21 protein-coding genes are annotated in these 26,059 nt (G+C 71.2%); 8 read left to right on the top strand and 13 right to left on the bottom strand.

Features of this window, described 5'->3' with window-relative positions:
• Positions 1-189: 189 nt before the first annotated feature.
• Both ACOJUI_RS02355 and dld read right to left on the bottom strand, forming a co-directional pair.
• Positions 190-1,203 carry a LacI family DNA-binding transcriptional regulator gene (locus ACOJUI_RS02355; RefSeq protein ID WP_422116509.1) on the bottom strand — a complete coding sequence of 338 codons (1,014 nt, stop codon included), beginning with the start codon at positions 1,201-1,203 and terminating at the stop codon, positions 190-192.
• A gap of 224 nt (positions 1,204-1,427) precedes the next feature.
• Positions 1,428-3,137 carry a D-lactate dehydrogenase gene (dld, locus tag ACOJUI_RS02350; RefSeq protein WP_422116508.1) on the bottom strand — a complete coding sequence of 570 codons (1,710 nt, stop codon included), beginning with the start codon at positions 3,135-3,137 and terminating at the stop codon, positions 1,428-1,430.
• A gap of 211 nt (positions 3,138-3,348) precedes the next feature.
• Here dld and ACOJUI_RS02345 point away from each other — a divergent pair, with 211 nt between their 5' ends.
• Both ACOJUI_RS02345 and ACOJUI_RS02340 read left to right on the top strand, forming a co-directional pair.
• Entirely contained in the window at positions 3,349-3,657 is a 309-nt protein-coding gene (locus tag ACOJUI_RS02345) for a hypothetical protein (RefSeq protein WP_422116507.1), read from the top strand.
• Positions 3,658-3,738: 81 nt separating this feature from the next.
• The gene (locus ACOJUI_RS02340; protein ID WP_422116506.1) at positions 3,739-5,472 is read left to right on the top strand and encodes a helicase; all 1,734 of its coding nucleotides are present in this window, start codon (positions 3,739-3,741) and stop codon (positions 5,470-5,472) included.
• Between the two features lie 42 nt (positions 5,473-5,514).
• On the opposite strand, the gene ACOJUI_RS02335 is transcribed toward ACOJUI_RS02340, so the two are convergent.
• From ACOJUI_RS02335 to ACOJUI_RS02310, 6 genes are all read right to left on the bottom strand, one after another.
• Positions 5,515-6,093, bottom strand: a complete 579-nt coding sequence (locus tag ACOJUI_RS02335; protein WP_422116505.1) for a GNAT family N-acetyltransferase — start codon at positions 6,091-6,093, stop codon at positions 5,515-5,517.
• A gap of 29 nt (positions 6,094-6,122) precedes the next feature.
• Entirely contained in the window at positions 6,123-8,594 is a 2,472-nt protein-coding gene (locus ACOJUI_RS02330; RefSeq protein ID WP_422116504.1) for a PfkB family carbohydrate kinase, read from the bottom strand.
• 15 nt (positions 8,595-8,609) lie between these two features.
• The gene (locus ACOJUI_RS02325) at positions 8,610-10,373 is read right to left on the bottom strand and encodes an ABC transporter permease (RefSeq protein ID WP_422116503.1); all 1,764 of its coding nucleotides are present in this window, start codon (positions 10,371-10,373) and stop codon (positions 8,610-8,612) included.
• The gene (locus tag ACOJUI_RS02320; protein WP_422116502.1) at positions 10,370-11,461 is read right to left on the bottom strand and encodes an ABC transporter ATP-binding protein; all 1,092 of its coding nucleotides are present in this window, start codon (positions 11,459-11,461) and stop codon (positions 10,370-10,372) included. The genes ACOJUI_RS02325 and ACOJUI_RS02320 overlap by 4 nt, the downstream gene beginning before the upstream one ends.
• A gap of 71 nt (positions 11,462-11,532) precedes the next feature.
• Positions 11,533-12,624, bottom strand: a complete 1,092-nt coding sequence (locus ACOJUI_RS02315; RefSeq protein ID WP_422116501.1) for a substrate-binding domain-containing protein — start codon at positions 12,622-12,624, stop codon at positions 11,533-11,535.
• Between the two features lie 34 nt (positions 12,625-12,658).
• Positions 12,659-13,912, bottom strand: coding sequence for an ROK family protein (locus ACOJUI_RS02310; RefSeq protein WP_422116500.1), 1,254 nt, complete (start codon positions 13,910-13,912; stop codon positions 12,659-12,661).
• A gap of 302 nt (positions 13,913-14,214) precedes the next feature.
• Between ACOJUI_RS02310 and ACOJUI_RS02305 the strand changes: the two genes are divergently transcribed.
• Entirely contained in the window at positions 14,215-16,905 is a 2,691-nt protein-coding gene (locus tag ACOJUI_RS02305; RefSeq protein ID WP_422116499.1) for a PIG-L family deacetylase, read from the top strand.
• A 51-nt stretch (positions 16,906-16,956) separates the two neighbouring features.
• Here ACOJUI_RS02305 and ACOJUI_RS02300 read toward each other — a convergent pair whose 3' ends face one another.
• Positions 16,957-17,589, bottom strand: a complete 633-nt coding sequence (locus ACOJUI_RS02300) for a YdeI/OmpD-associated family protein (RefSeq protein ID WP_422116498.1) — start codon at positions 17,587-17,589, stop codon at positions 16,957-16,959.
• A gap of 161 nt (positions 17,590-17,750) precedes the next feature.
• Here ACOJUI_RS02300 and ACOJUI_RS02295 point away from each other — a divergent pair, with 161 nt between their 5' ends.
• Positions 17,751-18,044, top strand: coding sequence for an MGMT family protein (locus tag ACOJUI_RS02295; RefSeq protein WP_422116497.1), 294 nt, complete (start codon positions 17,751-17,753; stop codon positions 18,042-18,044).
• A gap of 420 nt (positions 18,045-18,464) precedes the next feature.
• Here ACOJUI_RS02295 and ACOJUI_RS02290 read toward each other — a convergent pair whose 3' ends face one another.
• The 3 genes from ACOJUI_RS02290 to ACOJUI_RS02280 form a co-directional block, all read right to left on the bottom strand.
• Positions 18,465-19,151, bottom strand: coding sequence for a hypothetical protein (locus tag ACOJUI_RS02290; RefSeq protein ID WP_422116496.1), 687 nt, complete (start codon positions 19,149-19,151; stop codon positions 18,465-18,467).
• 114 nt (positions 19,152-19,265) lie between these two features.
• Positions 19,266-19,490 (bottom strand): hypothetical protein, encoded by a 225-nt coding sequence (locus tag ACOJUI_RS02285; RefSeq protein ID WP_422116495.1) that lies wholly within the window; start codon positions 19,488-19,490, stop codon positions 19,266-19,268.
• 163 nt (positions 19,491-19,653) lie between these two features.
• Positions 19,654-20,037 (bottom strand): VOC family protein, encoded by a 384-nt coding sequence (locus ACOJUI_RS02280; protein WP_422116494.1) that lies wholly within the window; start codon positions 20,035-20,037, stop codon positions 19,654-19,656.
• 80 nt (positions 20,038-20,117) lie between these two features.
• Here ACOJUI_RS02280 and ACOJUI_RS02275 point away from each other — a divergent pair, with 80 nt between their 5' ends.
• Together ACOJUI_RS02275 and ACOJUI_RS02270 are read left to right on the top strand one after the other, a co-directional pair.
• Positions 20,118-20,570 carry a MarR family winged helix-turn-helix transcriptional regulator gene (locus ACOJUI_RS02275; protein WP_422116493.1) on the top strand — a complete coding sequence of 151 codons (453 nt, stop codon included), beginning with the start codon at positions 20,118-20,120 and terminating at the stop codon, positions 20,568-20,570.
• Between the two features lie 187 nt (positions 20,571-20,757).
• Positions 20,758-22,557, top strand: coding sequence for a glycoside hydrolase family 2 protein (locus ACOJUI_RS02270; protein ID WP_422116492.1), 1,800 nt, complete (start codon positions 20,758-20,760; stop codon positions 22,555-22,557).
• A 46-nt stretch (positions 22,558-22,603) separates the two neighbouring features.
• Here the strand turns inward: ACOJUI_RS02270 and ACOJUI_RS02265 are convergent, their stop codons facing one another.
• A complete protein-coding gene (locus ACOJUI_RS02265) occupies positions 22,604-22,978 on the bottom strand; it encodes a PH domain-containing protein (protein ID WP_422116491.1) in 375 nt (124 codons plus the stop codon).
• 454 nt (positions 22,979-23,432) lie between these two features.
• Here ACOJUI_RS02265 and ACOJUI_RS02260 point away from each other — a divergent pair, with 454 nt between their 5' ends.
• Positions 23,433-24,434, top strand: a complete 1,002-nt coding sequence (locus ACOJUI_RS02260; protein WP_422116490.1) for an amino acid deaminase — start codon at positions 23,433-23,435, stop codon at positions 24,432-24,434.
• A 43-nt stretch (positions 24,435-24,477) separates the two neighbouring features.
• Positions 24,478-26,058, top strand: a complete 1,581-nt coding sequence (locus ACOJUI_RS02255) for an N-acyl-D-amino-acid deacylase family protein (protein WP_422116489.1) — start codon at positions 24,478-24,480, stop codon at positions 26,056-26,058.
• The last annotated feature ends 1 nt before the right edge of the window (position 26,059 follow it).

Raw genomic sequence — 26,059 nt, 5'->3', positions numbered from 1 at the left:
AGATGATCAGGTACGCGAGGGCGGGTGCCAGTAATACGTATAACTGCCAGGCATGGAGGATTCGACGCAGCGGGCGCCGTTTCGCGCGAGGAGGCGGTGACTCCGCCCGGGCCCCGGTACCGGAGGGCCTGGGAGCGGATCCCTCCAACGGTGGGGGGCCGACTTCGGCGGCGGTGAGGGAATGCGACATCATTGTCCTTTCGGCGGGGCGACGGAATGGCGATGGATGACCGGGCAGTGGATCAGGTGCGTCTGCACCGGCGCGTCGGCGTCAAGCACCAGGGCGGCGGCTCGATCGCCCATCTCTGCGAAGGGCAGCTGGACGGTGGTCAGGCCCGGATGGAAGAAGTCCCGCAGGATGTCCTGATCGTCGTAGCCGACGATCGAGACGTCGTCGGGAACGCGCAGTCCGATCTCGGCGAGGCCCTGATAGACCCCGAGCGCGGTGCGGTCATTGCCGCAGAAGATCGCCGTCGGAGGGACGGGCAGGCCCATGAGGTGGCGAGCCGCCTCGAACCCCGAGCGCTGGGTGCCCTCGCCCTTGTACACGAGGTCGGGGTCCGCGGCGAGGCCCGATTCGGCCAGGGCGCGCTCATATCCCTCCCTCCGACCGCGGGCCGCGGGGAGCACGTCATGGATGTTGATCATCGCGATGCGGGTGTGGCCGGCATCGAGCAGCACCCGGGTGGCCTCGTACCCGCCGGTGACCTCGTCCGGGGTGACGCTCGGGACCTGGCCGTCGAGGTCTCGCGCATTCAGGCAGACCACTCGGGTGTCGAGAGCGGGGGCCGGGACCGTCACCTCGCGGTGGTACATCGCGGTGTAGATGATCCCGCGGACCTGATGCGAGAGCATCGTCTCCACCGCAGCGCTCTCGAGCTCGCTGTCCCCACCGGTGTCGATCGTCAGCAGCGTGTGGCCGTCCCGCCACGCACGGTCCTGGGCGCCCTTGATCATCATGCCCGAGAACGGTGAGGTCGCGACCTCGTCGCCGACCAGCCCGATGATCTCGGCGACCCCCGTCTTCAGGCTCTTGGCCTGGAGGTTCGTGCGATACCCGAGGGTGGTTGCCGCGTCGCGGACCCGCTGCGCGGTCGCCGCCGAGGCGCGTCCGGCGTGCGCACCGCTGAGGACGAGAGAGACCACGGCCTGGGAGACGCCGGCCTGCGCGGCCACGTCGTTCATCGTCGGGCGCTGCGCCATGACTGTTCCCCCAAGTCTCGGAACGTCGCGCGACACCGACCGTGGTCCGCGCTGACGTTATTCGTATGACGCATACGATGCTCCGCACCTCGTCCCCGTGTCAAGAGGTCACTTTCCGCACCCTTCGGCGCCTGCGCGCCCGGATCTGGGTGAGGCCGGCACCGGCTGAGAACGTCGGCCTCGCGGTCCCGCACACACCAACGCTCACCTGCTGGTCACCGCCCTCACGCCCACCGCTTCCGCGGCGACGTCTGCCCCACCCCCGCGTTGAACATGTTCATCGGATCGAGCCGCTGGAAGTGCTCCACCATCGGCTCGGGCGCCGGGTAGATGCGCCCGTAGTTGTGCTCGGCGGGAACGGCGGCGCCGCGGCTCTCCAGCAGCGCCGTCATCGCCTGCTTCAGCGCCACCGGGTCCACGCCCTTCTTGGCCACGTGGTCCTGGTGCAGCACATGGCAGAAGAAGTGTCCGAAGTAGACGCTCTGAAGCAGCTGATCAGCGATCTCCGGGGGCAGCACCTCGAGCCAGTCCGCATCGTCCCGGCGCAGGGCCACGTCGAAGGTGACCATGGCGGCGGCCTGGCTGCGGTGCATGACGAAGAACCGGCTGGCGGCGCTGGCCACGCCGAAGCGGATCAGCGTGGCGCTCTCGGCCTCGTCGGCGTCGCACTCGAAGAACGCACCCTCGTGCTCGGGCGCGGAGAAGAACTCGGAGAGCAGCTGCGTCGTCGCGTCCCGCTGACTGCCGCTGACCACCAGCAGCAGGTGATGCGCGAACCGGTTCCGGAACGCGACCAGTCGCGTCGGGATGTTCGCCGGGACCAGGGTGAACAGCTTCTGGGAGATCGCGTCGGCGACCGACGGGCCCAGTCCCGGCACCTTTGCGAACACCCCGTTCGCCCAGCTCTTCAGGGCGAACATGCGCACCAGGGTGCGGCTGCCGGCGTGCTTGAGGGAGACGTACGTGTCCTTGCCGTACTCGGTCGCCAGGTCGAAGGCGTGGGCGCTCATGTACTCGCCGGAGATCGGCAACGGTCCGTCCGCGGCGAGGCACGTGCGCCGCAGCCGCTCGAGGTCCGCGGGATCGTCGGTGCCGATGTAGAAGGTCGCCCGGTCCTGCTCGAGCGGGAACGTGCGGGTGCGCACCGCGAACACCATCAGCTTCCCGGCGCAGCCCGAGGCCTCGTGCAGGAACGTCGGATCCGCGTTGAAGCGGGCCGGAGAGCCGGCGAGCCGGCGCACGTGCTCGGCGTAGACGGTGCCGGTGGAGTCCGGCGGCGGCGGGGTGACGTCGGCGGCGTCCCACTGCCCGCGCTGCAGCCGATCGAGGATGTGCACGGGGTCGGATCCCAGCTCGATGCCCAGGTGGTTCACGAGCTGGATCTGCCCGTGCTCGTCGACCCGCGCGAAGATCGCCTGCTCGGTGAAGGCGGGGCCCTTGCGGATCTGGGTGCCGCCGGAGTTGTTGGCGATGCCGCCGACGACGCTCGCCCCGATGGAGGTCGAGCCGATCACCGAATGGGGCTCGCGTCCGTGCGGGGCGAGCTCCTCCTCGAGCGCGAAGAGGGTGGAGCCCGGCAGGCAGATCGCCTCGCGGGCGTCGTGGAGGAGGTGGATCTGGTCGATCCGCAGCGTGGAGAGGATGACGATGTCGCGGTCGTAGTCCTGCTCGCCCGGCCCGGAGCCGCCGGTGAGCCCGGTGTTGGCGGCCTGCGTGATGACGATCAGATCGTGGTCCACGCACACCTGCAGTGCCCGCCACATGTCCACCAGCGAGCCCGGTCGCAGCACGGCGAGCACGTCGCCCGCCCCGAAGCGGTCGCCCGTGGTGTAGGGAGCGGTGGCGCGCGCCGAGGTGAGGACGTGCTTGCGTTCCATGATCTCGGCGAAGGCGTCGACGGCCCCTGCCGATCGGGGATTCTGCGGTGCGCGCATGGGTGGGGGCTCCTTCGCCTCGAGTGGGTCGAGCACACGGGTGCCCGAGTTCTTCGCGGACCCTCGGCCAGCGTAGTCACCCTGCTTCGGAGGGCGCTCAAGTCTCGCGACTGCACACCGCTCGCCTGTCATATCCGTGTTCCATCCTGGACCACGACCACAGCAGGGCGTCCGCGCGGCGTCCCGTCACGCACCACCGTACGGAGCCGCCATGTTCCCCTCCCGCGATGCCATCGATGCCGCCGACGACGTCCTCCAGCTCGAGCGCATCTCCGCGGCGATCATCTCTGCGTTCCCCGAGCTGGAGGACGCGGTCCTTCGGGATGAGCGCAAGCTCCTGCTCACGATTCCCTACCCTGCGGGCGGTTACGTCGTGATCGCGAGGATGACTCGCCACCGAACCCTCCGCTGGGTGGTGGCGGTCCCGGATACTCCGGATCCCACCATCCACGAGCCGTCGTCCTTCGACGACTATCCGCGACTGGTCGGCGAGGCGCTGGGACTGGAGCGAGCGGCCTGACGCGGAACCCTGCCCTCCGGGTGGGCGATGGTTGCGGGCGAGCCGCCCTGGTCACGGACCAGAGCCCGATAAGGTCGCCGGGTGCCCAGCCCCCACCGTTCCAGCACCCGTGGACGCCGCAGGTCCCCGCGCCGGGCGGGATCCGGGCAGTCGCAGCGGCCGCTGCCGGTCGCCGGACCGGGTGAGCGGCTGTGGGTGCTCGATGTCCCCTACGGGACCCAGGTCGAGGGCGCCGCCTGGCACGCGGCGGTGAGGATGCACCTCCACGTCGGGCCCGCGCTTCCGGCGCACCTCGCGCCGTATGCGCCCGGTCCCCACACCCTCGGGCGATTCCTCGAGAACGAGCTGAACCCCGACGACCCGACCCCCGCCCCCGAGCCGACGGAGGATCTCGAGCCGCGCAGGATCCAGTTCGAGGCGGCCGACGCGATCGCGGAGTGCGCCATGGCCGGAGGGCGTCAGTTCCTGCTGGCCGATGAACCCGGCGTCGGCAAGACGATCTCCGCCGTGCTCGGCGCGACGGCGGTGGGCGACCTCCGCGGCGCGCAGCGGGTGCTGGTGGTCGCCGACCGGCCCGCCGCGATCACCATCGGGCACTGGTGCCGCACCATCACGGCGCTCGGCGACGGCGGCCTGGAGTGGGTGGTGATCACCTGGGACCGCCTGGAGAAGGTCGCCGGCCACACCTGGGACGTGATCATCGCGGACGAGGCCCATGCGCTGCGCCGCACCACCACCAAGCGGTGGAAGCTCTGGGCGCGACTCTCGGGGCAGGGGAAACCGCAGGAGAAGGCGCCCTTCGTGATCGCGACGACCGCGACTCCCGGTCACACCCCGCTCGAGCTGCCGTATCTCGCCCCGGCCTACGCCCAGCACCACGGAGAGCCGATGAAGGAGTGGACCTCCGCGGCCCAGCCCGGCGCCACGTTCGCGGCTGCGCTCGAACGCCACGGCGTCGGGATCGAGCGCGGACGCTACGGCGCGACCTGGACCGCCGATGCCACCCGACGCGCCGCCGACCTCGCCCTGGTGCGCGGCTGGCTCGACGACCAGCACCCGCCCGCCATGCTGCATCGCGCGGCGCCGTGGGGGCCGGTGCCGATCTCCAGCATGCCGGTCACGCTCACCCCGGCCGAGCGGGCGGCCTACGACGCCGAGTGGGGAGAGTTCTGCCGCGAGATGGACATCGCCCGGCGCGGCCGCAACACCGCCAAGGGACGTGCGGCGCTGCTGCGCTTCCGGCAGAAGGCCGGGCTGATCCGCGTCGACTCCACGGTGGCCTGGATCGCCCAGCAGGTCGAGGCCGAGCGCCAGGTGGCGTGCTCGGTCGAGTTCGTCGGGACCGCCGCGGAGCCGATCACCGAGCGGCTGCGCGACGCCGGCCTCGAGGTCGCCACGATCTATGGCCAGGGCCGCTTCGACGTCGAGGCCGAGCGGCTGCGGTTCCAGACGGGACAGGCGAAGGTCTGCGTCTTCACCACCGTCGCCTCGATCAGCCTGCACGCCGGCGAGGCCCTCCCCGGTGGCCACCAGGCGAGCACCGAGCCCCGGGTCGGCGTCTTCCATCAGGCCCGCTTCTCCGGCATCGCGGGCCGGCAGGTCACCGGGCGCACCCACCGCGACCACCAGGTCTCGCCCTGGCACATCGCCTATGCGCAGGACACCGTCGAGGAGCAGGTCAGCAAGGTGATGGTCGAGCGGATCGCCGCGGCGTCCGACACCGTGGGCGGTGATACCGCTGGGCTGGCCGACGTCGCCCAGCTGCTCGGCGCCGACTGGCTGCCGTCCGCGGCCCTGACCGAGGGTGGCGCCTGACCGACGTGGATCCCGACGTCATCCGTAGGAGCGCGGAAGGGATCAGCTCGCCGCGTCCGTCCCGGGGCGGACCATCGAATACACCACCGGACCTTCGGTGATCGTGGTGGTCGCCGCGACGACGAACCCGTGTCGCGAGTACAGGGTCACGTTCCGCGGGTCGGAGGTCTCCAGCGCGACCGGAACCGGGCCCGCCTGCCCCACCTCGCGCAGCGCGTGGGCCAGGAGCGCTCCCCCGATGCCGCGACCCCAGCTGCTCGGATGCACGCCCAGGGTCGCGAGCTCCCAGGCGCCGGTGGGAGTTCGCGGCAGCTCAGCCGCGAGGAGAAGCGGGAGACGCTCGCCGAGCAGAGCGGCGATCCGCGTCTGGGCCTCGTCCGTCGGCGCCGGCGCCTCGGGAGGCATCAGCGCCAACACCCCGTCCGCGTCCCCGGCGACGAGCACGAGCCCGCAGGCCAGTGCGTGCTCCAGGTAGATGCGCTGGAGCGCCTCCAGACGATCCGCATACCCCTCGTCGGGGATCGACCACCGGGTCCAGGGGTACTGCTCGAATGCCACGGCAAGAGTCTGCGCGGCCGCGGGGATGTCCGCGGTGGTGGCGCGGTGCACTCGGATCTGCACCGCACCACCGTATCGAGCGGCCCCTGACCTCACCCCCACAGCGACCGCAGCTGCGCCTCCCGCTCGGCCGGCGCCGTCGCCACCAGCGTCGACGCAGCCAGGACCGCGATCTGCAGCGCTTCCGCACCGTCCGCTCCCCGGCTCAGCGCTCCCAGCAGCACCGCATTGAAGCTGTCGCCCGCGCCGGTGGTGTCCAGAGCGGTCACCGCCGGGGCCGCGGCGCGGTGCACCGCCTCGCCCGCGCACAGCAGTCCGCCGTCAGCGCCGAGCTTCGCGACGACCATCGCGCCGGTGCGGGCGGCGAGGTCGCGCGCCGCGTCCTCGACATCCTCGATGCCGGTCAGTCCGCGCAGCTCGCTCTCGTTGGGCAGCAGGATGTCCGTGTGGGGCAGCACGTGCTCGAACAGTTCAGAGCGCGCCTCCTCGGTCCATCCGCCGTCCGGATGCCCGGTGTCGACCGCCGTGGTCGCACCCCCGCGCCGAGCCCGGGCCAGCAGCTCCCCCGCGGCTTCTCCCTGCAGTCCCGGCAGCAGGAAGTATCCGCTGAACAGCACGTAGCGCGCTGCCAGTGCCTCGGGGCCGAGGTCGACCGGCGAGAAGGTCCCCATCGCCCCGAGCGAGGACAGGAACGAGCGCTCGCTCCCCTGCTCCTCGGCTACGACGGTCAGCCCGGAGTCGGTGGCGTCCTGCGTGATCAGGTCCAGGTCGAGGCCGTCGATCTGGGCCAGGGCGCGCACCATCTGCCCCGAGGGGTCGTCACCCACCTTGGCGACCAGCCGGGTCGCGAGCCCGAGCTGGGCGGCGCGCTGCGCGGCGATGGCTGCGGAGCCGCCGAGCCGCACCTCGACCTTCGGGACGATGCGCTCGGTCCCCGGCGGGGGGAAGGTCTGGGCGTCGTGCACGATGACGTCGAGGTTGGCGTTGCCGATCACGCTCAGCACGCATCGCGCCCCACCGGTTCCGGCGAGCTCCGCCGCGGTCGAGAGCAGCTGCTCGCGCGCCGTGTCCAGCGCTGCGCGCCGCGTCCCGAACTGCTCCGCCAAAGCCTGTTCTCGCTGAGTGGCAGCGTCCAGCGCCCGGGCGATGGCCGTCCGGCCGGGCGAGCCGGGCTGTGCGCGCTCCAGGATCCGTCGCGGATCCCGGCCCGAGGAGAGCACCAGCTCGCGCAGGGGGCCGTCGTCGTCGTCGATGCCGGCTGCGGCGAGCGCGGCCTCGACCTGGGCGGCGTCCCAGGTGGTCGGATCCCCCTGCCGGAACAGGGTGCCCACCACGTCGTGCGCGCTGCGCCACGGGACGGATCGGGCCGCGAGCGCCTCGGCGACCGCGGTGGTGGTGGCGCCGGAGCGCACGATGTCCTCGTCGGAGGGCAGCGCAGCGGGCTCGATCTCGAGGGTGAGCCCATCGATCAGTCGCACGAAGCGGATCATCCGCTCGGTCGAGGACCACAGGTGCTTCTGCACGTCGGTGGTCGCGTTGTTCGAGTCCTCGTACCAGCCGGCCGCGATCGTGGTGAACACGGCGTTGGCCTCGCCGTTCGCGGCGCCGGACATCGAGACCAGATGCTCGAGGACCACCGGGTTCTTCTTCTGCGGCATGATCGAGGAGCCCTGCGTGAACTCGTCGGGCATGCGCACCCAGCCCAGGTTCATCCACTCCTGCAGCACTCGCGCCCAGCGCGCGCCGGTCGAGGCGACGCGGGCGTGCAGGCCGGCGAGCCTCATGAAGTGCTCCGCCCCGGCCACTGCTTCGTAGGAGGCGGTGAAGGAGCTCGAGAATCCCAGCAGGTCGGCGACGCGCTCCGCGTCGACCGCGATGTCGGTGCCGGTGAACGCGGCGGATCCCAGCGGGGACACGTTCATCTCGTCGTACACGGACAGCAGCTCCGCGGCCTGCGAGAGCAGCGCCTCGGCCAGTCCCGAGAGGACATGCGCGATCGTGGTGGGCTGGGCCGGGCGGCGGTGCGTGTGGCCGATGAGCAGGGAGTCCACGTTCGCCTCCGCGACCGTCGCGAGGTCGCGCACCGTCTGCAGCAGCAGATCGGCGAGGTCGAGGATCCCGCGGCGCAGGATCATGCGGAACACCCCCGCGTCCAGGTCGTTGCGGCTGCGGGCGAGCTGCACGTCCAGGTCCGAGGTGCTGATCCCGCACGCGGCGGCGAGCTGCTGCTCGAGGTAGTAGTACGGGTCCTCCACGGAACCGTCGTACGGGTGGGAGGTCACGCGCGGCCGCCAGTCCTCCACCGGCCCCTCATCACCCCATCGCCGCCAGAGCGACAGGAGCCCGCCGAGGAGCCGGTCCGCGCGCGGCTCGGTCAGCGCGCCGGTCTCGCGCAGCATGATCACGTGCGCGAGGCTGGCCTCGACCATCGCGGGCAGGTCGTGCGGCGCGGACTGCTCGAAGGCGACTCGCAGGTGGTTGTCCCAGTAGATCGAGAGGTCCTCGCGGTCCCGCAGGGGGATCCGCGCGGAAGTGTCGGGGTCGGGGGTGCTGTTCTCCTGCATCAACAGGGGCTCCTCTCACGCAGCGGTGACTGCGGCGGTTGCGGCGAGGTCACCGGTGCGGCGACGGCGCGTGAAGAGTCCTGGCTTCTCCAGGACCTCCGAGACGATCAGGACGATCAGGATGGCCAGCACCTGCAGCGAACCGTAGGCGAAGGCCGATCCCAGGTCGTTGGCGTATTGGCGGTTGTAGATCTCCACCGAGAGCGGCACGAACCGGGCCGGGTAGATGACCACGGAGGCCACGTACTCCCCGAAGCCCTGGACGAACGCGAGCAGTGCGCCCGCGATCACGCCGCGCGCCATCAGCGGCAGCGTGATGGTGCGCAGGGTGCGGAAGGGGCCGGCGCCCAGGTTCTGGGCGGCCTCCTCCACGGAGGGGTCGATCTGGGCGAGCGAGGCGGCCGCGTTGCGGAAGACCAGCGGCACGAAGCGGATGAAGTAGGCCAGCGGCAGGATCCAGAGGGAGCCGATGAACACCTGGCCCAGGTTGAAGGGGGTGGGCGAGGCGAAGGCGGTGACGATGTTGATGCCCACGACGGTGCCGGGAAGCGCCCAGGGCAGCATGATCATCAGGTCCAGGATGCCGGCGCCCCGGCCCTTCCAGCGGGCGATCACCCAGGCCGTCAGCACGCCCACCACGATCGACGCGGCCATCGCGATCGCCGACATCTGGGAGGAGACCAGCAGTGGCCGCAGGCTGCGGGGCTCGGTGAAGATGTCGATGAAGTTCTGCAGTGTGTAGTCGGGCGGGATGATCTGGGTGGTCCAGGTGCCGTTGACGGTGAAGGCGAGCAGCACGATCGCCGCGACCGGGGCCGCGAGGATCAGCACGATCACGGCGGAGCCCACCGCGGCGAGCACCTGCGGGACGATGCCCTGGACCGTCTTGACGGCCTGCGGGGTGCCCTTGGACATCGAGCGCGTCAGCCGCCGGTTCTGGTACCAGCGCATGAGCAGCAGGAACAGGATCGAGACCACCGAGAGCACGGTGGACTGCGCGGCGGCGAGGTCGTACGCGCCGGAGGTCTTCGCCGCGACGATGCGCATGGTCAGGGTGTTGACGTTGTAGAACTGCGGAGCCGTGAACGAAGCCATCGAGACCATGAACGTCAGCAGGGCACCGGAGACCAGAGCAGGCGTGAGCATGGGCAGCAGCACGGTGCGCCACATCGTCGACCGGCTGGCCCCGAGGTTCATCGCGGCCTCCTCGAGGGAGGCGTCGCTGCCTGAGAGCCCGGCACTCACGGCGAGGTAGAAGTACGGGTACATCGTCAGGGTGTGCACGAGCATCACGCCGGCGACGCCGTCGAAGGACAGCGCCGCGGCGGGGATGCCGGTGACCTCCTGCAGCAGGCGCGGGATGATGCCGCTGGTGCCGTACAGGTAGTAGAACGAGAGCGCCCCGATCAGCGGGGGCAGCGCGAGCGGCAGCAGGGCGAAGACCTTCAGCACCGAGCGCCCCGGGAAGCTGAAGCGGGTCAGCAGCACCGCGAGGCCGGTACCGACCACTCCGGCGCTCAGCACCGAGCCCAACGAGATCCCGACCGACAGCATCAGCGCCCGACGGGAGTTGCCGGAGACGAAGTCGGAGTAGGCCGCGCCGCCGTCCTCGGCGGAGGTGAACACCGTCGCGATCATCGGGAAGACGATGTAGATCAGCAGGATCAGCACCAGCGGGATCGCGAGCACGTAGACGAAGCGGTCCGAGGCGGTCTGCTGCAGGCGGTTCCGGCGGGTGCGGGGCGCGGCGGCCGCGGTGGGCTGGGCGGTGAGCGTCACGGGGCCACCACCCAGGTGCGGTCCGCGTCCGGCCGCAGCAGCACCTCGTCGCCCGCTGCGGGCAGGTCGTCGGTGTCCGGGATGGTGGCCAGCAGGTCCTGGTTCCCGTACCGCAGCCAGATCACGCAGCTGGACCCGGTGAACTCGGTCATCCGCACGCTCGCGCGGAGCGCGCCGACGACGGTGCCGCTCCCGGCGGGGGCCGGTTCGAGACGGACCGTCTCGGGGCGGACCGACAGCGCCACCTCGTCCCCCACGACGACGTCGGCCGAGAGTGTGCCCTCGGCGACGGGGGCCTGGAGGATCTCGCCGCCGTCCAGGCGCACGGCGATGCACGCGGGCTCGACGTGCTCGACCACGCCGGGCAGCACGTTGGAGCGGCCGATGAAGCGGGCGACGAAGCTGGTGGCGGGGCGGCGGTAGATCTCGCGCGGCGCCCCCACTTGGTGGAGGACCCCGGCGTTCATCACCGCGATGCGATCGGACATCGCCATCGCCTCGGACTGGTCGTGGGTGACGTACACGCTGGTGGTGCCGGCGCGCTGCTGGATCTGGCGGATCTGGGCGCGGGTCTCCTCCCGCAGCTTCGCATCAAGGTTCGACAGCGGCTCATCGAGCAGCAGCACCGACGGCTGGATCACCAGGGCGCGGGCGAGGGCGACGCGCTGCTGCTGACCGCCGGAGAGCTGATCGATGCGGCGGTCCGCGTAGCCGGTCAGGCCCACGATCTCGAGCGCCTCCCCCACCCGGGTCCGCTTCTCCGCTGCGGCGACACGCCGCATCGACAGCCCGTAGGCGACGTTCGTGGCGACGTCCATGTGCGGGAAGAGCGCATAGTTCTGGAACACCATGCCGGTGTCGCGCTTGTGGGGCGGCAGATTCGTGACATCACGGTCGCCGAAGCGGATGCGGCCGGCGGTCGGGTTGATGAACCCGGCGATCATCCGCAGGGTCGTGGACTTCCCGCACCCCGAGGGGCCCAGCAGGGTGAAGAATTCTCCGTCGCCGACGGTCAGGGAGACGTCATCGACCGAGGGGGTGGCGCCGGTGTAGACCTTGGAGACGTGCTCGAGGTCGACTGAGTTCATGTGGTCCTCCGGGGAATGGTGGTGGGGCCCGCCCGTACGGGCGGGCCCCCTGCCAGAAACGTGGTGGCCGGTCAGCCCTTGCCCTTGATGGAGGAGGCCCAGTGGCCGATCCACTCCTCCTCGTTCTCGGCGATGCGGTCCCAATCGACCTCCATCTCCGTCAGCCCGAGATCGGCGAGCCACTGCGGCTGCTGCTCGAGCTCGATCGCCGGGATCTGGTAGTACTCCTCGGCCATCGAGGTCTGCACCTCCGGGCTCAGCAGGTAGCTGATGAAGGCGTCCGCTCCTGCGCCACCGGGACCGTCGGCGATCTTGGCGAGACCGTCGACGAGCATCGGCGCCCCGGACGTCGGGACGACCGCGTCGAACATGGGGAAGTCGCCGTTCTTCTGCAGCATGATGTCCTGCAGGTTCCACAGCGAGATCGCTGCCTCCTGACGGCTGACCCGCTGGTACATGTCGGTCGGGTTCGCGGCGTAGGTGGCGGTGTTCTTGTCCAGGCCGAGCAGCCACTCGTAGCCGGCCTCCGGGGAGCCGGCCTCGTCGTAGAGCCGATCGATCATGGCGCAGTAGATCGCGCGCATGGTGCCGGAGGCCTCGACGTCGCGGATCACGATGTTGTCGGCGTACTCCTCGCCCAGCAGATCGTCCCAGTCGGCAGGGATCTCGTCGCCGCTGATCATCTCGGTGTTGATCATGAACAGCTCGGCGAGCAGCATCTCGCCGACCCACAGCCCTTCGGGGTCGCGATATTCCTCGGGAATGGCATCGACGACGTCCTGCGGAGCGGGCGCGAGGACTCCGTCGGCGGCGCCCTGGGACAGCTGCTGGCGGGTGCCTCCCCACCAGATGTCGCCCTGCGGGTTGGACTTCTCGGCGCGCACGCGCTCGAGGGCCTCCTGAGCACCGAGGGTGAGGATCGTGGCCATGCCCTCCCACTCGGGGTGAGCGGCCTCGAAGTCGGCCACGACCTTCTCGGCGAGCGCGCTGTCGCGGGCGGTGTAGATGGTGAAGGGGACGGCGCCGGCGCCGCCGCCGTCGCTGCCTCCGGAGCCGGAGCCGGCGTCGCCGCCGCTCCCGCCCTCGTCGAGGCCGCAGGCGGCGAGGGCTGCGGCAGTGCCGACCAGGGCGGTGCCCTGGAGGTAATGGCGTCGGTTCAGCATGATGCTCTCCTTCGAGTGGGTGTAGGTGCTGCGGTCAGGCTTCGGGGTCGGCGTGGGTGCCGGCCTCGGGGTTCGTGGCGTGGTCATGGTCGGACGCAGGACTGGTCTGCGTCGGCGCCCCGCTCGGCCCGAGCTCCCGACGGCTGCGGGTCTCGTCGTCATCCGGCAGGAAGATCCACGGGTCGTTCTGGAGATGCGCGATGGCTCCGCTGACGATCGCGTTCTCACCGAGCTCCGCGAAGCAGATCTCGATCGGCGAGGGGCTGCCGGCCCGGACCTTGGCCGCCAGGGCGGCGCGAGCGGCTCGCGACAGACGCGCCGCATCCCCGGCGAAGACGATCCGACCCGGGTTGATCACGCAGGTCAGGACCACGCCTGCATACGCCCATGCGTCCATCGCGGCGTCCAGCAGAGCCCCGGCCTCGGGGGCGTCACTGGTTTCGAGAGCTTCGACGACATGCGCCTCGTCGGCCTCCACCCCGATCTCCTCCGCTCTCGTGCGCAGGGCGGAGACCGACCACTGCGCCTCGAGGGGGCCGACCGCACTCCCGCCTCCGGTGAGCGCGCCGTTCCAGGGCAGGAACCCGATCTCTCCGGCGGATCCCGACACCCCGCGATGGACGCGGCCCTCCAGCACCAGTGCGCCACCGATGCCGTCGCCGACGAAGATCAGCCCGAAGTCGCGGACGTCCCGGGCGGCGCCGCTCCTCGCCTCCCCCAGCGCCAGGAGGTTCACGTCGTTCTCGCCGATGGTGTGCAATCCCGAGCTCTCGGCGATGACATCCTGGATGCGGCGCGCGGTGGGCCGGCCCAGGGCCGGCGCGAGCGAGACGTCGCCGTCGGCGGAGACCACCCCGGGCAGGGAGATGACGGCACAGGTGGACGGGGACTCCGCAACCCCCTGCAGGGCGTCGATCGCGTTCAGGACCGAAGTCAGCGGCTGGTCCGGATCCAGGCGTCGGCGGACCTGCACGTGGACGGTCCCGGCGAGGTCGACCTGGCGCGCCACGAGGTACCCGGAATCGACGGAGAGCAGCATCAGCAGCACGCTGCGCCGGTCGAACTCGAGCAGGGTGCGCCGACGACCACCGGTCGATCGGCCTCGACCGGTCTCGATCACGTGGCCCAGGCTCATCAGCAGGCGTATCGAACCCGTCATCGCGGACTGCGAGGACCCGGTGAGCTCGGCGAGCTCGGTGCGGGACATCGTCCCGTGCTCGAGCAGCGCGCTGACGACGCGCTGCAGGCGCATGCGGCCCTGTGCGCCGTTCGTCGTGCTCTGGGTCACCGTCGACATTCTTACTTTATAGCGTGCAGAAAGTCCGAGCGCAAGCGCGGAACCTTCCCTTGGCATCCGCGCTCGTCGACATCCGCCCTGCATGATCGAGTAAGTCGGCCGTCGCCCAGCCCTTGCTTTGGCTCCTTACTTCAGGCTATGAAGTATGAAGGGCATCACGTCGAGGTGAGGCCCAGACCTCGGAAGGAACGTCCATGACACGTCATCACCGCAGTTCACAGGCCGAAACGGCCACGCCGAGCAGTGCGTACGTCTCGCGCCGCAGAGTCCTGCAGGCCTCCGGTGCCATGGGGTTGGCCACCGCCTTCGCCGGCACCGGCCTCGCCCTCACCCCGGCGGAGCGCGCCCTCGCCGAAGAAGGAGCGGAGTCCGTGAAGCTCAACGTGCTGTTCATCGGAGCGCACCCGGACGACGAGGCCGGAACCCTGGCCACCCTCGGGCAGTGGGGCGAGTTCCACGACATGAAGGTCGGGGTCATCACCGCCACCCGCGGCGAGGGCGGCGGCAACGCCGTGGGCCTCGAGGAGGGCCCGGCCCTCGGCCTGATCCGCGAGGCCGAGGAGCGCGACGCCGTCGGTCTGGCCGGCATCGAGCACGTCTACAACCTCGACGCACTGGACTTCTACTACACGGCCAGCGCGCCGCTGTCCCGACAGGTCTGGGGCGGGGACGAACTCCTCGGTCGCATCGTGCGCGTCGTGCGGGCCACCCGCCCCGAGGTCATCGTGACGATGAACCCCTCCGCCGTCGAGGGCAACCACGGCAACCATCAGCAGGCGGCGATGTATGCCCTGGAGGCCTACCTCCAGGCCGGCGACCCCTCCGCCTTCCCGGAGCACCTCGAGGAGGGCTTCGCCGTCTGGACCCCGCGCCGCATCCTGCGCAGCGGAGCGAACGGGAGCGGGGCGACCGGACCGGACGGCGTCGCCGGCGGCTACTCCCCGGCGATCACCAGCGACCTCGTCTTCGGCGCCTGGGACGGCGCCCCCAGCCAGGTGCACGGCAAGCGGTGGTCACAGATCAAGGACGAGGCCATCTGGACCTACGTGACCCAGGGCTGGGCCGAGCGTGCAGGAAGCCCGTCGGACCCCGCGAAGATCGCCACGACATGGATGACCCTGCTGCACACGCGAACGCCGCTGGCCGACCCCACCAGCGGAGGCGAGGCCGCTCTGCGCGGAGCGACACTGCCGATCGACGGAGGTCTCCCGCTCGGGACGCTGCTCGAGGTGATCCCTGACCGCTACGAGTTCGTCGCCGAGGAGCCGCTGGCCGTTCGCGTGAGCATCACCGCGCCGACCGGGCAGGATCTGCCGGCCGGCACGGTGGCACTCGAGGTCCCCGCCGGGTGGAGGAGCAGCGGTGGGCAGTCGATGCCAGCCCTCGCGGCCGGGCGGAGCCATGTCCTCGCCTTCGACGTCACGGTGGAGTCGTCGGTCGACCCCGGCGCCACCGCCAGGATCGCGGCCACCCTGACCGCCGGAAGGAGCACCGGGACCTCCAGTGCGCCGGTCCGCGCCGCCGGGGCCCTCGAGACGAGCATCGAGCCGCTCGAGGAGATCCGCGAGTTCCGCGACTGGACCGAGAGACTGGACCTCCGCCACCTCGACGCTCTGGTCCCCGAGCTCTTCGCCGTCGGTCAGGGTCGCGCACGCGACCTCGGCATCGCGGTGCGCAACTACTCCGACCGCGCCCGCAGCGGCAGGGTCGAGATCCGCGTCCCGGAGGGGTTCAGCGCGGAACCGTCGACCCTCGAGACCGGCACCGTCCCGGCCGGCGACAGCGCCGAGCACACCGTCGTCATCACCAACACCGACGAGGCGGTCCCGACCGCGAACCGCGCCGAGAACGGAGGCTCCTGGCCGGTGGAGCTGCTCACCAGCGTGGACGGCGCCTCCGCCCGGCGGACGGCCACCATGAATCTGGTCCCCAGCCGGGTCATCGCACGGGCAGAGCCCTCCCCGCTCGTCGACGGCATCCGCGAGGAAGACGAGTACCCCGGGGAGCCGATCCCGGTGGAGACGATCTGGGACGGCGCCGGCACCAAGGGCGGCACCACCGAGTCGGTGAGCGCGCAGTCCTGGCTCACCTTCGATGACGAGAACCTCTATGTCTTCCTCTCCGTCGCCGATGACGTGCGCGGCACGATCCTGCCGATCGACGACAACAAGCGTCAGCGGCGCACTGACTCCGTCGAGATCTACGTCGACCCTCGCGGGACTGCCGCGAACACTGCCCAGACGTTCATCGCGGGCATCATGCCGTCAATGGGATCGATGACCGGACCGCCCGGAGTGGGCCGGGATCGGGACAACCATCAGGGCATCGCGGAGGAGACGGCACCGGGCATGGAGGTCGCGGTGACCATGGCCGACACCGCGGACGCGTATGCGGGGTACGACATGGAGGTCAAGATCCCCTTCGACGTGCTTCCCGATGCCATCGATCCGGCGCATATGGGCTTCAACATCCTGATCAACGACTCGGACACCCAGAACCAGGCGGCCCAGGTGCGGGTGGGATGGTCGACGTTCGCCGGCGTGCGAGCCGATCCGTGGCGCTGGGGGCAGGTGGCTCTCGACGGTCTGGACGACGCAGGATCCGAGCCGAAGGACGCCGTGCTTCCGTCGACAGCAGCGCGGTCGGTCGACTCGCCGCTGTCGATCCTCCAGAGCGCCGGCGATCGGGTGCCGTTGGGTGGCCACAGCCCGACCGATCCGCATCTGGAGATCACCTCGGTGGAGCGGAAGAAGGACCGCATCACGGCGGTCCTGCAGTCCCCGGTGAAGGGGACCGCGACGGTGCTGATCTGGGATGGCGAGAGCGTGCTGGCCGAGCTGGAGCGGACCATGCCGGCCGGAGAGCGCCGCGTGAACCTCCGTGTGCCCGATCTCCCCGCGATCATCGCGGAGCGGGAGGTGGACGTGATCGCCTCCTTCGAGGCGAAGGACAAGGTCTCCGCGGCCGCTCGACGCCTCGAGTGACGACGTGACGCGTCGGGGCTCCGGCGCCACCGGAGCCCTGACGCGTGACGCTCAGGACCCGTTCTCACGCGGAGCAAGACCCGGCGAACTCGGCGGATGGCCGGGTAGCTCAGCCCCGGAGGACTTCAACGTCGTCACCAGCGCCCCGATCCGCCGCGTCCGGACCGTGTCGTTCGGCGCGGTCAGGATGGGGTGCAGCGCGGAGTACCGGGCGGACCTGGTCAGCTGAGCGAAAGCCTCCGCCGCAGCCGGTGAGGCGGCGAGCGCTGCGGCGAGATCGTCCGGCACCTCAGCGGTCGCGGGCCCCGCATACGCCCGCTCCCACCGCCCGTCGGCCCGGGCCCGCTCCACCTCGGCCCGCCCGCGCTCGCGCATCCTGCCCTCGGCCTCCAGCCGCGCGATGATCTGCACGTTGCGCTGCGACCAGATCGAGCGGGCCCGGCGCGGAGTGAACAGCTGGCGGAAGGCGTGCTCGTCGTGCCGGCGGCGCTGGCCATCGATCCATCCGCAGCACAGTGCCTCCTCCAGCGCCTGCTCGTACGTGAGAGCCGTCGGGGCCGCACTTGCCTTCTTCGCCAGGAGCAGCCACACCCCGCCGGGCTGGTCCTCGTGCTCCTCCAGCCAGGCGCGCCAGGCGGCCCGGTCCGGGATCACCAGCGGCGGCGGGAGCTCGGCGGCGTTCATGCTCCCGAGCCTCCCACGCGGGGCGGACAGTGTCTGTCCGCTGGCGGGGCCCGGTTCGAGGACGCCCTCGAGCCGGAGGCTGCACGTCGCCACTATCGTGAGGCGAGGGCAGCCGCCCTCGTCCGGATCATCGTGATCCTCCCACTCGGAAGGGCGACGCCATGCAGAGTCCTGAGGACGCGGTCCGCGCGACAGCGGCCGCGATACCGCCCGGCCGGGTGATGACCTACGGCGAGATCGGGTGGGCGATCGGGGTGCACCCCCGCCAGGTGGGACGCATCGTCGCACGCATCGCCGACGACATCCCCTGGTGGCGGGTGATCCGCGCGGACGGGACTCCGGCCACGTGCCACGACAACACCGCCCCCGCCCTGCTGGCCGAGGAGGGCGTTCCCTTCGACGGGGACCGGGTGGACCTGCGCCGGCTGCGTTCTCCGGGCCGGGTCACGGCCTGACCTCTCGCCCGCACTCCCCGGATAGGCGAGCAGCAGGAGCCGGAGCGAGCGTCGCTCGCTCACCGGCGGCCTGCAGAGTGAGGGCGGCGGGGAACCCAACGTGGCGAGCAGAGCTGACGGAACACGGAGATTGCACCGCTCGAGAGCCACACGGCGGTGCGCGGGGTCCTGCGTGCCCCTCCTCGCTACGCGAAGCCTCCGACCGACAGCGGCTGCTCCGTCCATCGGGCTGCGAGAGGCCGGCGCCACGGCGCAGTACGTCAGGAGCGCTGCCGCTCTCGGTGCACGCGGCGGACATCGCCGTGTTTGTGTGCTTCAGCCGTTCACACGCTGCAGCATCGAAGGGCGACCCGATCGTCGACGGCGCTGCAGGCCCCCTCGTCGTCGAGAGGTAGACGCCGCACCGTCTGCGTGAGCTCCTCAGCTCGCGATCTGCGCGGAGGCGGATGCTGCTGCGAGCGCTCCGCCCACGGTGTGGCCCCACATCGCCGGGAACGCCGTCGGGAAGATCCGCAGATCGTCGGCTGTTCCGATCCTCGCACTCGTGGCGACGATCGCGCCGCGGCCCGACGGCACGCCACTGACACCGATCACAGGAGCCTGTTCGCCCCTCTTGTCCTGCGCAAGGGCGAGGTGCAGTCGATCCGAGAGGTACGAGACATCTGCCGGTGCGAAATGGGCGGCGAGGCGCTGGGAGTAGGCCTGGATGGTCGCACCCGAGTGCGTGTCCAGACCGAACTGCTGCGCGGTCTGCTCGACGAGCCCATGAATCCACTCAAGGACGGCACCGTTCGACAGCGCGGTGACGCGCAGGGTGTCGGCGGACCCGTCACCGTCCCGGGTTTCGAAGAGCGCGAAGAGCGCGTCCCCCATCAGGTCGTGACGTGTCGTCGAGGCAAGCGCGAGATGCACATCCGACATGCCACGAATCGCGCCTGAGTGCACCGATGCCCCCACAGACGTCCTCTCGCCGACGGCATATCCGATCCCGAAGGACTGCCCGAACATGCTGAACTGATGCATCAGGGCTCCACGCGCTTCACCGGCCGTCTTCTCGTCGAAATGCCGCTCCACCTCGAGCACCCGCTGCGGATCCAGCTGGATCACGGATCCCGAAACGTATGCGTTGCCGGCAGGCTGTCGAAGGAGTTCCTCGGCATGGTCGGCGAGGGCCGTGGCCGTGGCCCAATCCTCACGATTGATCTTGCGAGCCTTGAGCTCTCAGAGCACCCCGACGATGACGAGGACGAGCCCGACGATCCAGAGCATCGAGGTGAAGAACAGGACGGCGAAAATGCCACTCATCGCCCCGCTCGCGCTCTGCGCGAAAATGGCGGGAAGTGCGAGGAAGAACCCGACGATGACCAGCAGAATCGTGCCGAGGATCAGCGCTTTACGGTGGAGGTGGCGACGCGCGCGTCCGCACATCGCGGGTGGGGTGCTCATGCGAAGCACGATACGTGGCACGCGTTCGGCCGGGGGCTCTTGTGGAAAACCCTGCGTCGGTCTCGCGAGATCCCGCGCACGAGGCTGTCGACCACCTCGTGCGCGGGCGGATCTCGGGCAGTCCACAGGCGCCGTGGAGGGACGGGACGCGTGCCCCGTGCCGTCACGGCCTCGTCGGATCGACGGTGTGGGCGGTGAGCAGGTAGCCCTCGGGGCCCACGAAGGAGAGGGTGCGCCCGAACGGCGAATCGGCTGGCGCGCCGAGCACCTCGACGTCGGCCCGGCGGAGCCGTGCGTGCAGCGCATCGGCATCGTCGACGCCGAACCACATCGCCACGCCGAGCCCGGGACGGGGAAGGGCCGTCGCGAGGTCGACGCCGGGCAGTGGCTCGCGCACCGCGAAGGCGACCGGGCTGGTGTCGAAGACGATCGCGCCGGGCGGCGCCGAGGCGGCGCGCGTCATGCCCAGATGCTGCTCGAAGAAGGTGGCGGCGGCCTCGAGGTCGCGAACCTGCAGGGCGAGGAAGTCGGGTCCGAAGGTGGTCATGGGGTCTCCTGGCTGTCGGGATCCTGAATGTCAGGGTCCTTATACTCGCTCGGCCCCCCAGGCTATGTCAACATACTGATATGCAGACCTCTCAGGAGACCTCGGACCTCGGCCGCCGCATCGGCTACGTGCTCAAGCAGGCACAATCGGCGCTGCGCTCCCGCATGGACGAGGCCCTGCGACCGCTCGATCTGACCGTGCCGCAGTACGCGTGCCTCGAGCTGCTAGGCACGGGACCGCTCAGCAACGCCGAGCTCGCCCGCGGCGTGTTCGTCACGGCGCAATCCATGAACTCCGTGGTCAGAAGCCTGCAGGAGCGAGGGCTGATCGCCCGCGCCGACAGCGCCCCGAGCGGCCGACGTCGGCCCGCCGAGCTCACGGAGCCGGGCCGGGCGCTGCTCGCCGACGCCGACGCTCGGATCCGTGACATCGAGAGGCAGATGCTGGAGCCCCTCGAGCCCGGGGACGGCGACCGGGTGGTGGCCGCGCTCCGCGCGATCGCGGAGCATCTGCGAGGAGACGCCACCGCATAGCGGGCATCCTTCGCCGGGCCCAGGAGTTCCAGGGCGCGGCGCGAGCCGACGTTCGTCCCGAGCCGCGGGCTCCCCATGGTGCTGGTGCAGCTTTTCGGGGAAGGTGATCGCGGACAGGTAACGCGAGTGGCAGGAGCCGCCCGCGACCCCGGCCCTCGTCTCACCACACCACAGGAGCTGTGACCCGATGACCCTGCGCGCCTCCCAGCACGACGGCACCCACCCCCGCCCCACCCTCATGCGCGAGGACTGGGCGAGCCTCGACGGACCCTGGGCCTTCGCCCACGACGACGAGGACCAGGGCCTGGCCGGCCGCTGGTACGAGACCGGGCACGAGGACGCCTTCGCGCGCACCATCGAGGTGCCCTTCGTGCCGGAGTCCGAGGCCTCGGGCATCCATGACACCGCCTTCCACCCGGTCGTCTGGTACCGGCGCACCTTCGAGGGCGCGGCCGAGCCGGGCCGGCGCCTGCTGCTGCACCTCGGCGCCGTCGACCACGAGGCACACGTCTGGGTCGACGGCCGCCTGGCCGGGCACCACGTCGGCGGGCAGACCGCCTTCACCTGCGATGTGACGGACCTGCTCGAGCCGGGCACCGAGCACACGCTCGTGGTGCGCGCCTTCGACGACCCGCACGACGTGGAGCTGCCCCGCGGCAAGCAGGACTGGCGCGAGGAGCCGCACGGGATCTGGTACCACCGCTCCACCGGGATCTGGCGCAGCGTCTGGCTCGAGACCGTCGGCGCGCAGCACGTGACCGGCTTCCACTGGGACTTCGACATGCCGCGCGCCCGGGTCGACGTGAGCCTGCGCCTCGCGCAGCGCCCCGCGCCCGGCACCACCGTGCGCCTCACCCTGAGCGCCGGCGAGGAGCAGCTGGGCGGCCTCGAGATCGCCGCCCACGACACCCGCGTCCAGGGCACGGTCGACGTGCCCGCCGTGCGCAACACCCAGGACCGCCCGCGGCTGCTGTGGAGCCCCGAGCACCCCACCCTGATCGACGTCACCCTCGAGGTGCTCGAGGGCGGCGAGGTCGTCGATGCCGCCGCGAGCTACCTGGGCCTGCGCACCACCGGCATCGATCGCGGGCACTTCCTGCTTAACGGCGAGCCGTACTTCGTGCGCTCCGTCCTCGAGCAGGGCTACTGGCCCACCTCCCACCTCACCGCCCCCACCCTCGCGGCGTACCGCGAGGAGGTCGAGCTGATCAAGCAGCTCGGCTTCACCGCCGCCCGGATCCACCAGAAGGTCGAGGATCCCCGCTTCCTGTTCTGGGCCGACCGGCTGGGCCTGCTGATCTGGGGCGAGACCGCCAACGCCTACGCCTACAGCCCCCGCGCCGCGACCGCACTGATCACGGAGTGGACCGAGATCGTCGAGCAGGTACGCCCCCACCCGAGCGTGGTGACCTGGGTGCCGATGAACGAGTCCTGGGGCGTGCGGGACCTCGCCGACGCCGCCCCGCAGAAGGAGCTCACCCTCGCCCTGACCGCGATCACCAAGGCCCTGGACCCCAGCCGGCCCGTCATCTCCAACGACGGCTACGAGCTGACCGGCGGTGACGTCATCGCCCTGCACGACTACACCACCGACGCACCGGTGCTCGCCGCCCGCTACGCCGACGAGCAGGCCGTGGCCCGCCTCCTCGAGAGCCGCGGCCCGCTGGGCCGGCGCCCCATCGACGACGCCGCCCACCCCCTCACCGCAGGCGCCCCGGTGATGGTCACCGAGTTCGGCGGGATCGCCTACGCCGCCGAGGGCACCTGGGGCTACGCCGTGGTCTCCTCCCCCGAGGAGTTCGAGCAGAAGGTGGCCGGGCTGTTCGCCGCGCTGAACGCCAGCCCGGTGCTGGCCGGGCACTGCTACACCCAGCTCACCGACACCCTGCAGGAGGCCAACGGTCTGGCGACCGCGGACCGGAAGCCGAAGCTCGATCCGGCCGTGATCCGCGCCTTCGTCACCGGGGAGGCCGAGCGGGACGCGTGAGGTGTGCGCCCGGCCCCGGGGCTCCCCGGTGGCCGGGCGCGCTTCGTCAGGAGCGGAGCACCGCGTTGGCGATGAGGTGATCGAGCCGGCGCACGTCGACGTTCTTGCCGACGGAGATCTTGATCTGCCCGGCGCGCGTCCACAGCTCGATCTCGGCGTTCAGGTCCAGCGTCCCGGCGTTCTCCGAGGACCACATGTTGATCGACGAGTACGGCAGCGAGTAGATCTCGACCTTCTTGCCGCGGATGCCCTGTGCATCGCGGACGATCAGCCGCTTCGTCGTGAAGACGGCCGAGTCGCGGAACGTCTTGTACGCCGCGATGGCCCGCTCCTCGGGGACCATCAGGGCCATGACGTCCTGCGGGATGGGGCACTCCTCGAGGAATGTCCATGAGGTGATCGCTGCTACTGAGGCATCCACGCCTTGCTCCTTCGCATTCGGGAAACACAGAGAGACACCGACCACCGTGGGGGCGGTCGGCGCACGTCAAGAAGTGTAGTGAGAAGGTGCTACGGCCGTCCGACCGATGGTCACTGTCGCCGCGGAAGGCACTGGGCGCGGCGCGGGACCGTCACCCCTTGCATGAACCCCTCCGACCCCGGAGAGTGACAGTCCATCCGCCGATGAATGGAGCCCGCTGCCTCATGACCCCGCCGCCCGCCCGCACCGTCCAGCCCACCGACAAGTCCTTCCCGGACGGCCTCGTCGGCCATCCGATCACCGCGCTGGATGCCCCCCTCTCGGAGTTCTCCACTCCCCTGCTGGTGCTGGACGACGCCGCGATCGAGCACAACCTGCAGGTGATGGCCGCCTGGACCGGCGAGCGCGGGCTCGAGCTGATGCCGCACGGCAAGACCACGATGGCGCCGGTGCTGTGGCACCGCCAGCTGCCGCGGGCGCCACCGGCATCACCGTCGCCACCGGGTGGCAGGCCGAGGTGGCCCTGCGCGCTGGGATCCCCACCGTGCAGATCGCCAACGCCTGCGCCGATCCGGCCCTGCTGCGCCGCCTGGCCGCGCACCTGGCCGCCCATCCCGAGCAGGAGCTCGTGTGCTGGGCCGACTCGCTCGCCACCGTCGAGGTGATGGAGCGGGAGCTGCCGGCGGATTCCCGGCTCGGGGTGCTGGTGGAGCTCGGGGCCGATGGGGGCCGCACCGGCGCCCGTGACGAGCGCGAAGTGCTCGCCATCGCCCAGCAGGTGGCCGCCTCCCCCGCCCTCACCCTGCGGGGCGCCGCCGGGTACGAGGGCGCACTGGCCCATGACCGCTCCGAGCCGGCGCTCGAGGTCGTCGGCGCGTACTGCGACCGGCTGGCGGCGCTGGTGGAGCCGCTGCGCCCGCTGATCGAGGGCCCGCCCTGGGTGAGCGCCGGCGGCAGCGCCTATTTCGACGTGGTCGCCACCAGCTTCGCCCCGCTGCGCGAGGTGCGGGCGATCCTCCGCTCGGGCGCGTACATCGTGCACGACTCCGGGTTCTACCGCGGCATCTCCCCCCTGGATGCGCTGCGGGACGTCCCGGCCGACCAGGCGCTGCTGCCCGGCATGCACGCCTACGCCCGCGTGGTCTCGATGCCGGAGCCCGGCCTCGCCCTGCTCGACGCCGGCAAGCGGGACGTGCCCTTCGACGAGGGCCTGCCGGTGCCGCTCGCCGCCGCCCCCGCGCTGGGCGGTCCCGAGCGCCCGCTGGAGGCGGAGGTGACGGCGCTGAACGACCAGCACACCTTCCTGCGCTATACGGGCGAGGCGCCCTGCGAGATCGGCGACGTGGTCACCCTGGGCCTGTCCCACCCCTGCACGGCCTTCGACAAGTGGCGGCTGATCCCGCTGGTCGATGCCGAGACCGGGCTAGTGCGCGAGGCGGTGGAGACGTTCTTCTGAGCGCGCCCGCCCGTCGGCCCGGATTCTTGCGAGGATGGCGGCCATGAGCGCGCTGCTGATCCGCGGGGGCCACGTCGTCGCGGGCGGTGCGGTCCGCGCCGCCGACGTGCTCGTCGAGGGCGAGCGGATCACCGCCGTCGGCCGTCTGGAGGCGGCGCGCACCGCCAGCGCCCGCGTGCTCGAGGCCGACGGCCGCCTGGTGGTGCCCGGACTGGTGGACGCCCACTCCCACGCCGAGGGCGCGCTGTTCGATGCGGACGTGCAGCTGGCCCTGCTGCGCCAGGGCGTGACCACGGTGATCGGCGGCCAGGACGGCGTCTCCTACGCCCCCGGGGACGGCGCCTTCGCCACCGAATACTTCGGGGCGATCAACGGCTCCCACCCCGGCTACCGCGGCCCCGGCATCGCGCAGCTGCTCGCCACCTACGACGGCGCCACGCCCCTGAACCTCGCCTACCTGGTGCCGGCCGGGACCGTGCGCCACCAGGTGATGGGCGCGCAGGACCGCCCCGCCACCGCCGCGGAGCTCGCCGCGATGACGGCCCTGGTCGCCGAGGGCGTCGCCGAGGGGGCCGTGGGCCTCTCCACGGGACTCGACTACACGCCGGGGATCTTCGCCGACGCCGCGGAGATCGCCGCGCTGTGCCGCCCCCTCGCAGCGGCCGGGCTGCCGTACGTGACCCATATGCGCGGCGGCTACGAGGAGAACTCGCAGGTGGGGATCGAGGAGGCCGCGCGGATCGCCCTCACCGCCGGCGTGCCGCTGCACATCTCCCACTTCCACACCCGGGCCGACGAGGCCGCCCGGCTGCTGGACTGGCTCGCGCAGCAGGGCGTGGACGCGAGCTTCGACGCCTACCCGTACACCCAGGGCTGCTCGCTGCTGGGGATGACGCTGCTGCCGCCGGCGGTGAACGCGATGGGCCCGGCCGCGGCCGTCGCGCTGCTGCACGATGCCGCCCAGCGCGAGTTGCTGCGTCGGGAGTGGTTCCCGCGCCTGGACCGCCATCCCAGCCTCGGGCCCCGCTGGGCCGATCAGCTCACGATCGCCCACACCCCCGCCCCCGCCTTCGCCGGGGCGCACGGGCTGACCCTCACCGCGCTCGCCGAGCGCCGCGGCACCGATCCGATCGACGCGGCCCTGGACCTGCTCGCGGCCTCACGCCTGCAGGTCAACGTGGTGATGGCGGTGCCCGATCAGCGCCCCGACGCGGACCTGGGGCGGCTGATCGCCCACCCCGCCCACCTGGGCGGCTCTGACGGGATCTTCATCGGCGCCCACCCCCATCCCCGCTCCCGCGGCGCCTTCGCCCGCTGCCTGGCCACCTTCGTGCGCGAGCTCGGGGTGCTGGACTGGCCGAGCGCCGTGCAGCACCTCTCCACGGCCGCGGCGGAGCGCTTCCATCTCGGCGCGCGCGGCCGCGTCGCGCCGGGCTTCCTCGCGGACCTCGCCCTCATCGACCCCGACGCCGTGCGCGACACGGCAACCTACGACGACCCGACGGTGCTGGCCGCGGGCATCGACGACGTGCTCGTCGCGGGTCGCCCCGTTCTCACCGGTGGCCACCTCACCGGTGCCCGTCCCGGGGCCGGCCTGCGCGCCGCCCCGGGCACCCACAGCTGAC

Source organism: Brachybacterium sp. UNK5269 (genome assembly GCF_049266655.1).
GTDB lineage: Bacteria > Actinomycetota > Actinomycetes > Actinomycetales > Dermabacteraceae > Brachybacterium.
Note: the sequence above shows the minus strand (reverse complement) of the source record. Positions and strands in the feature narration are given on the sequence as shown.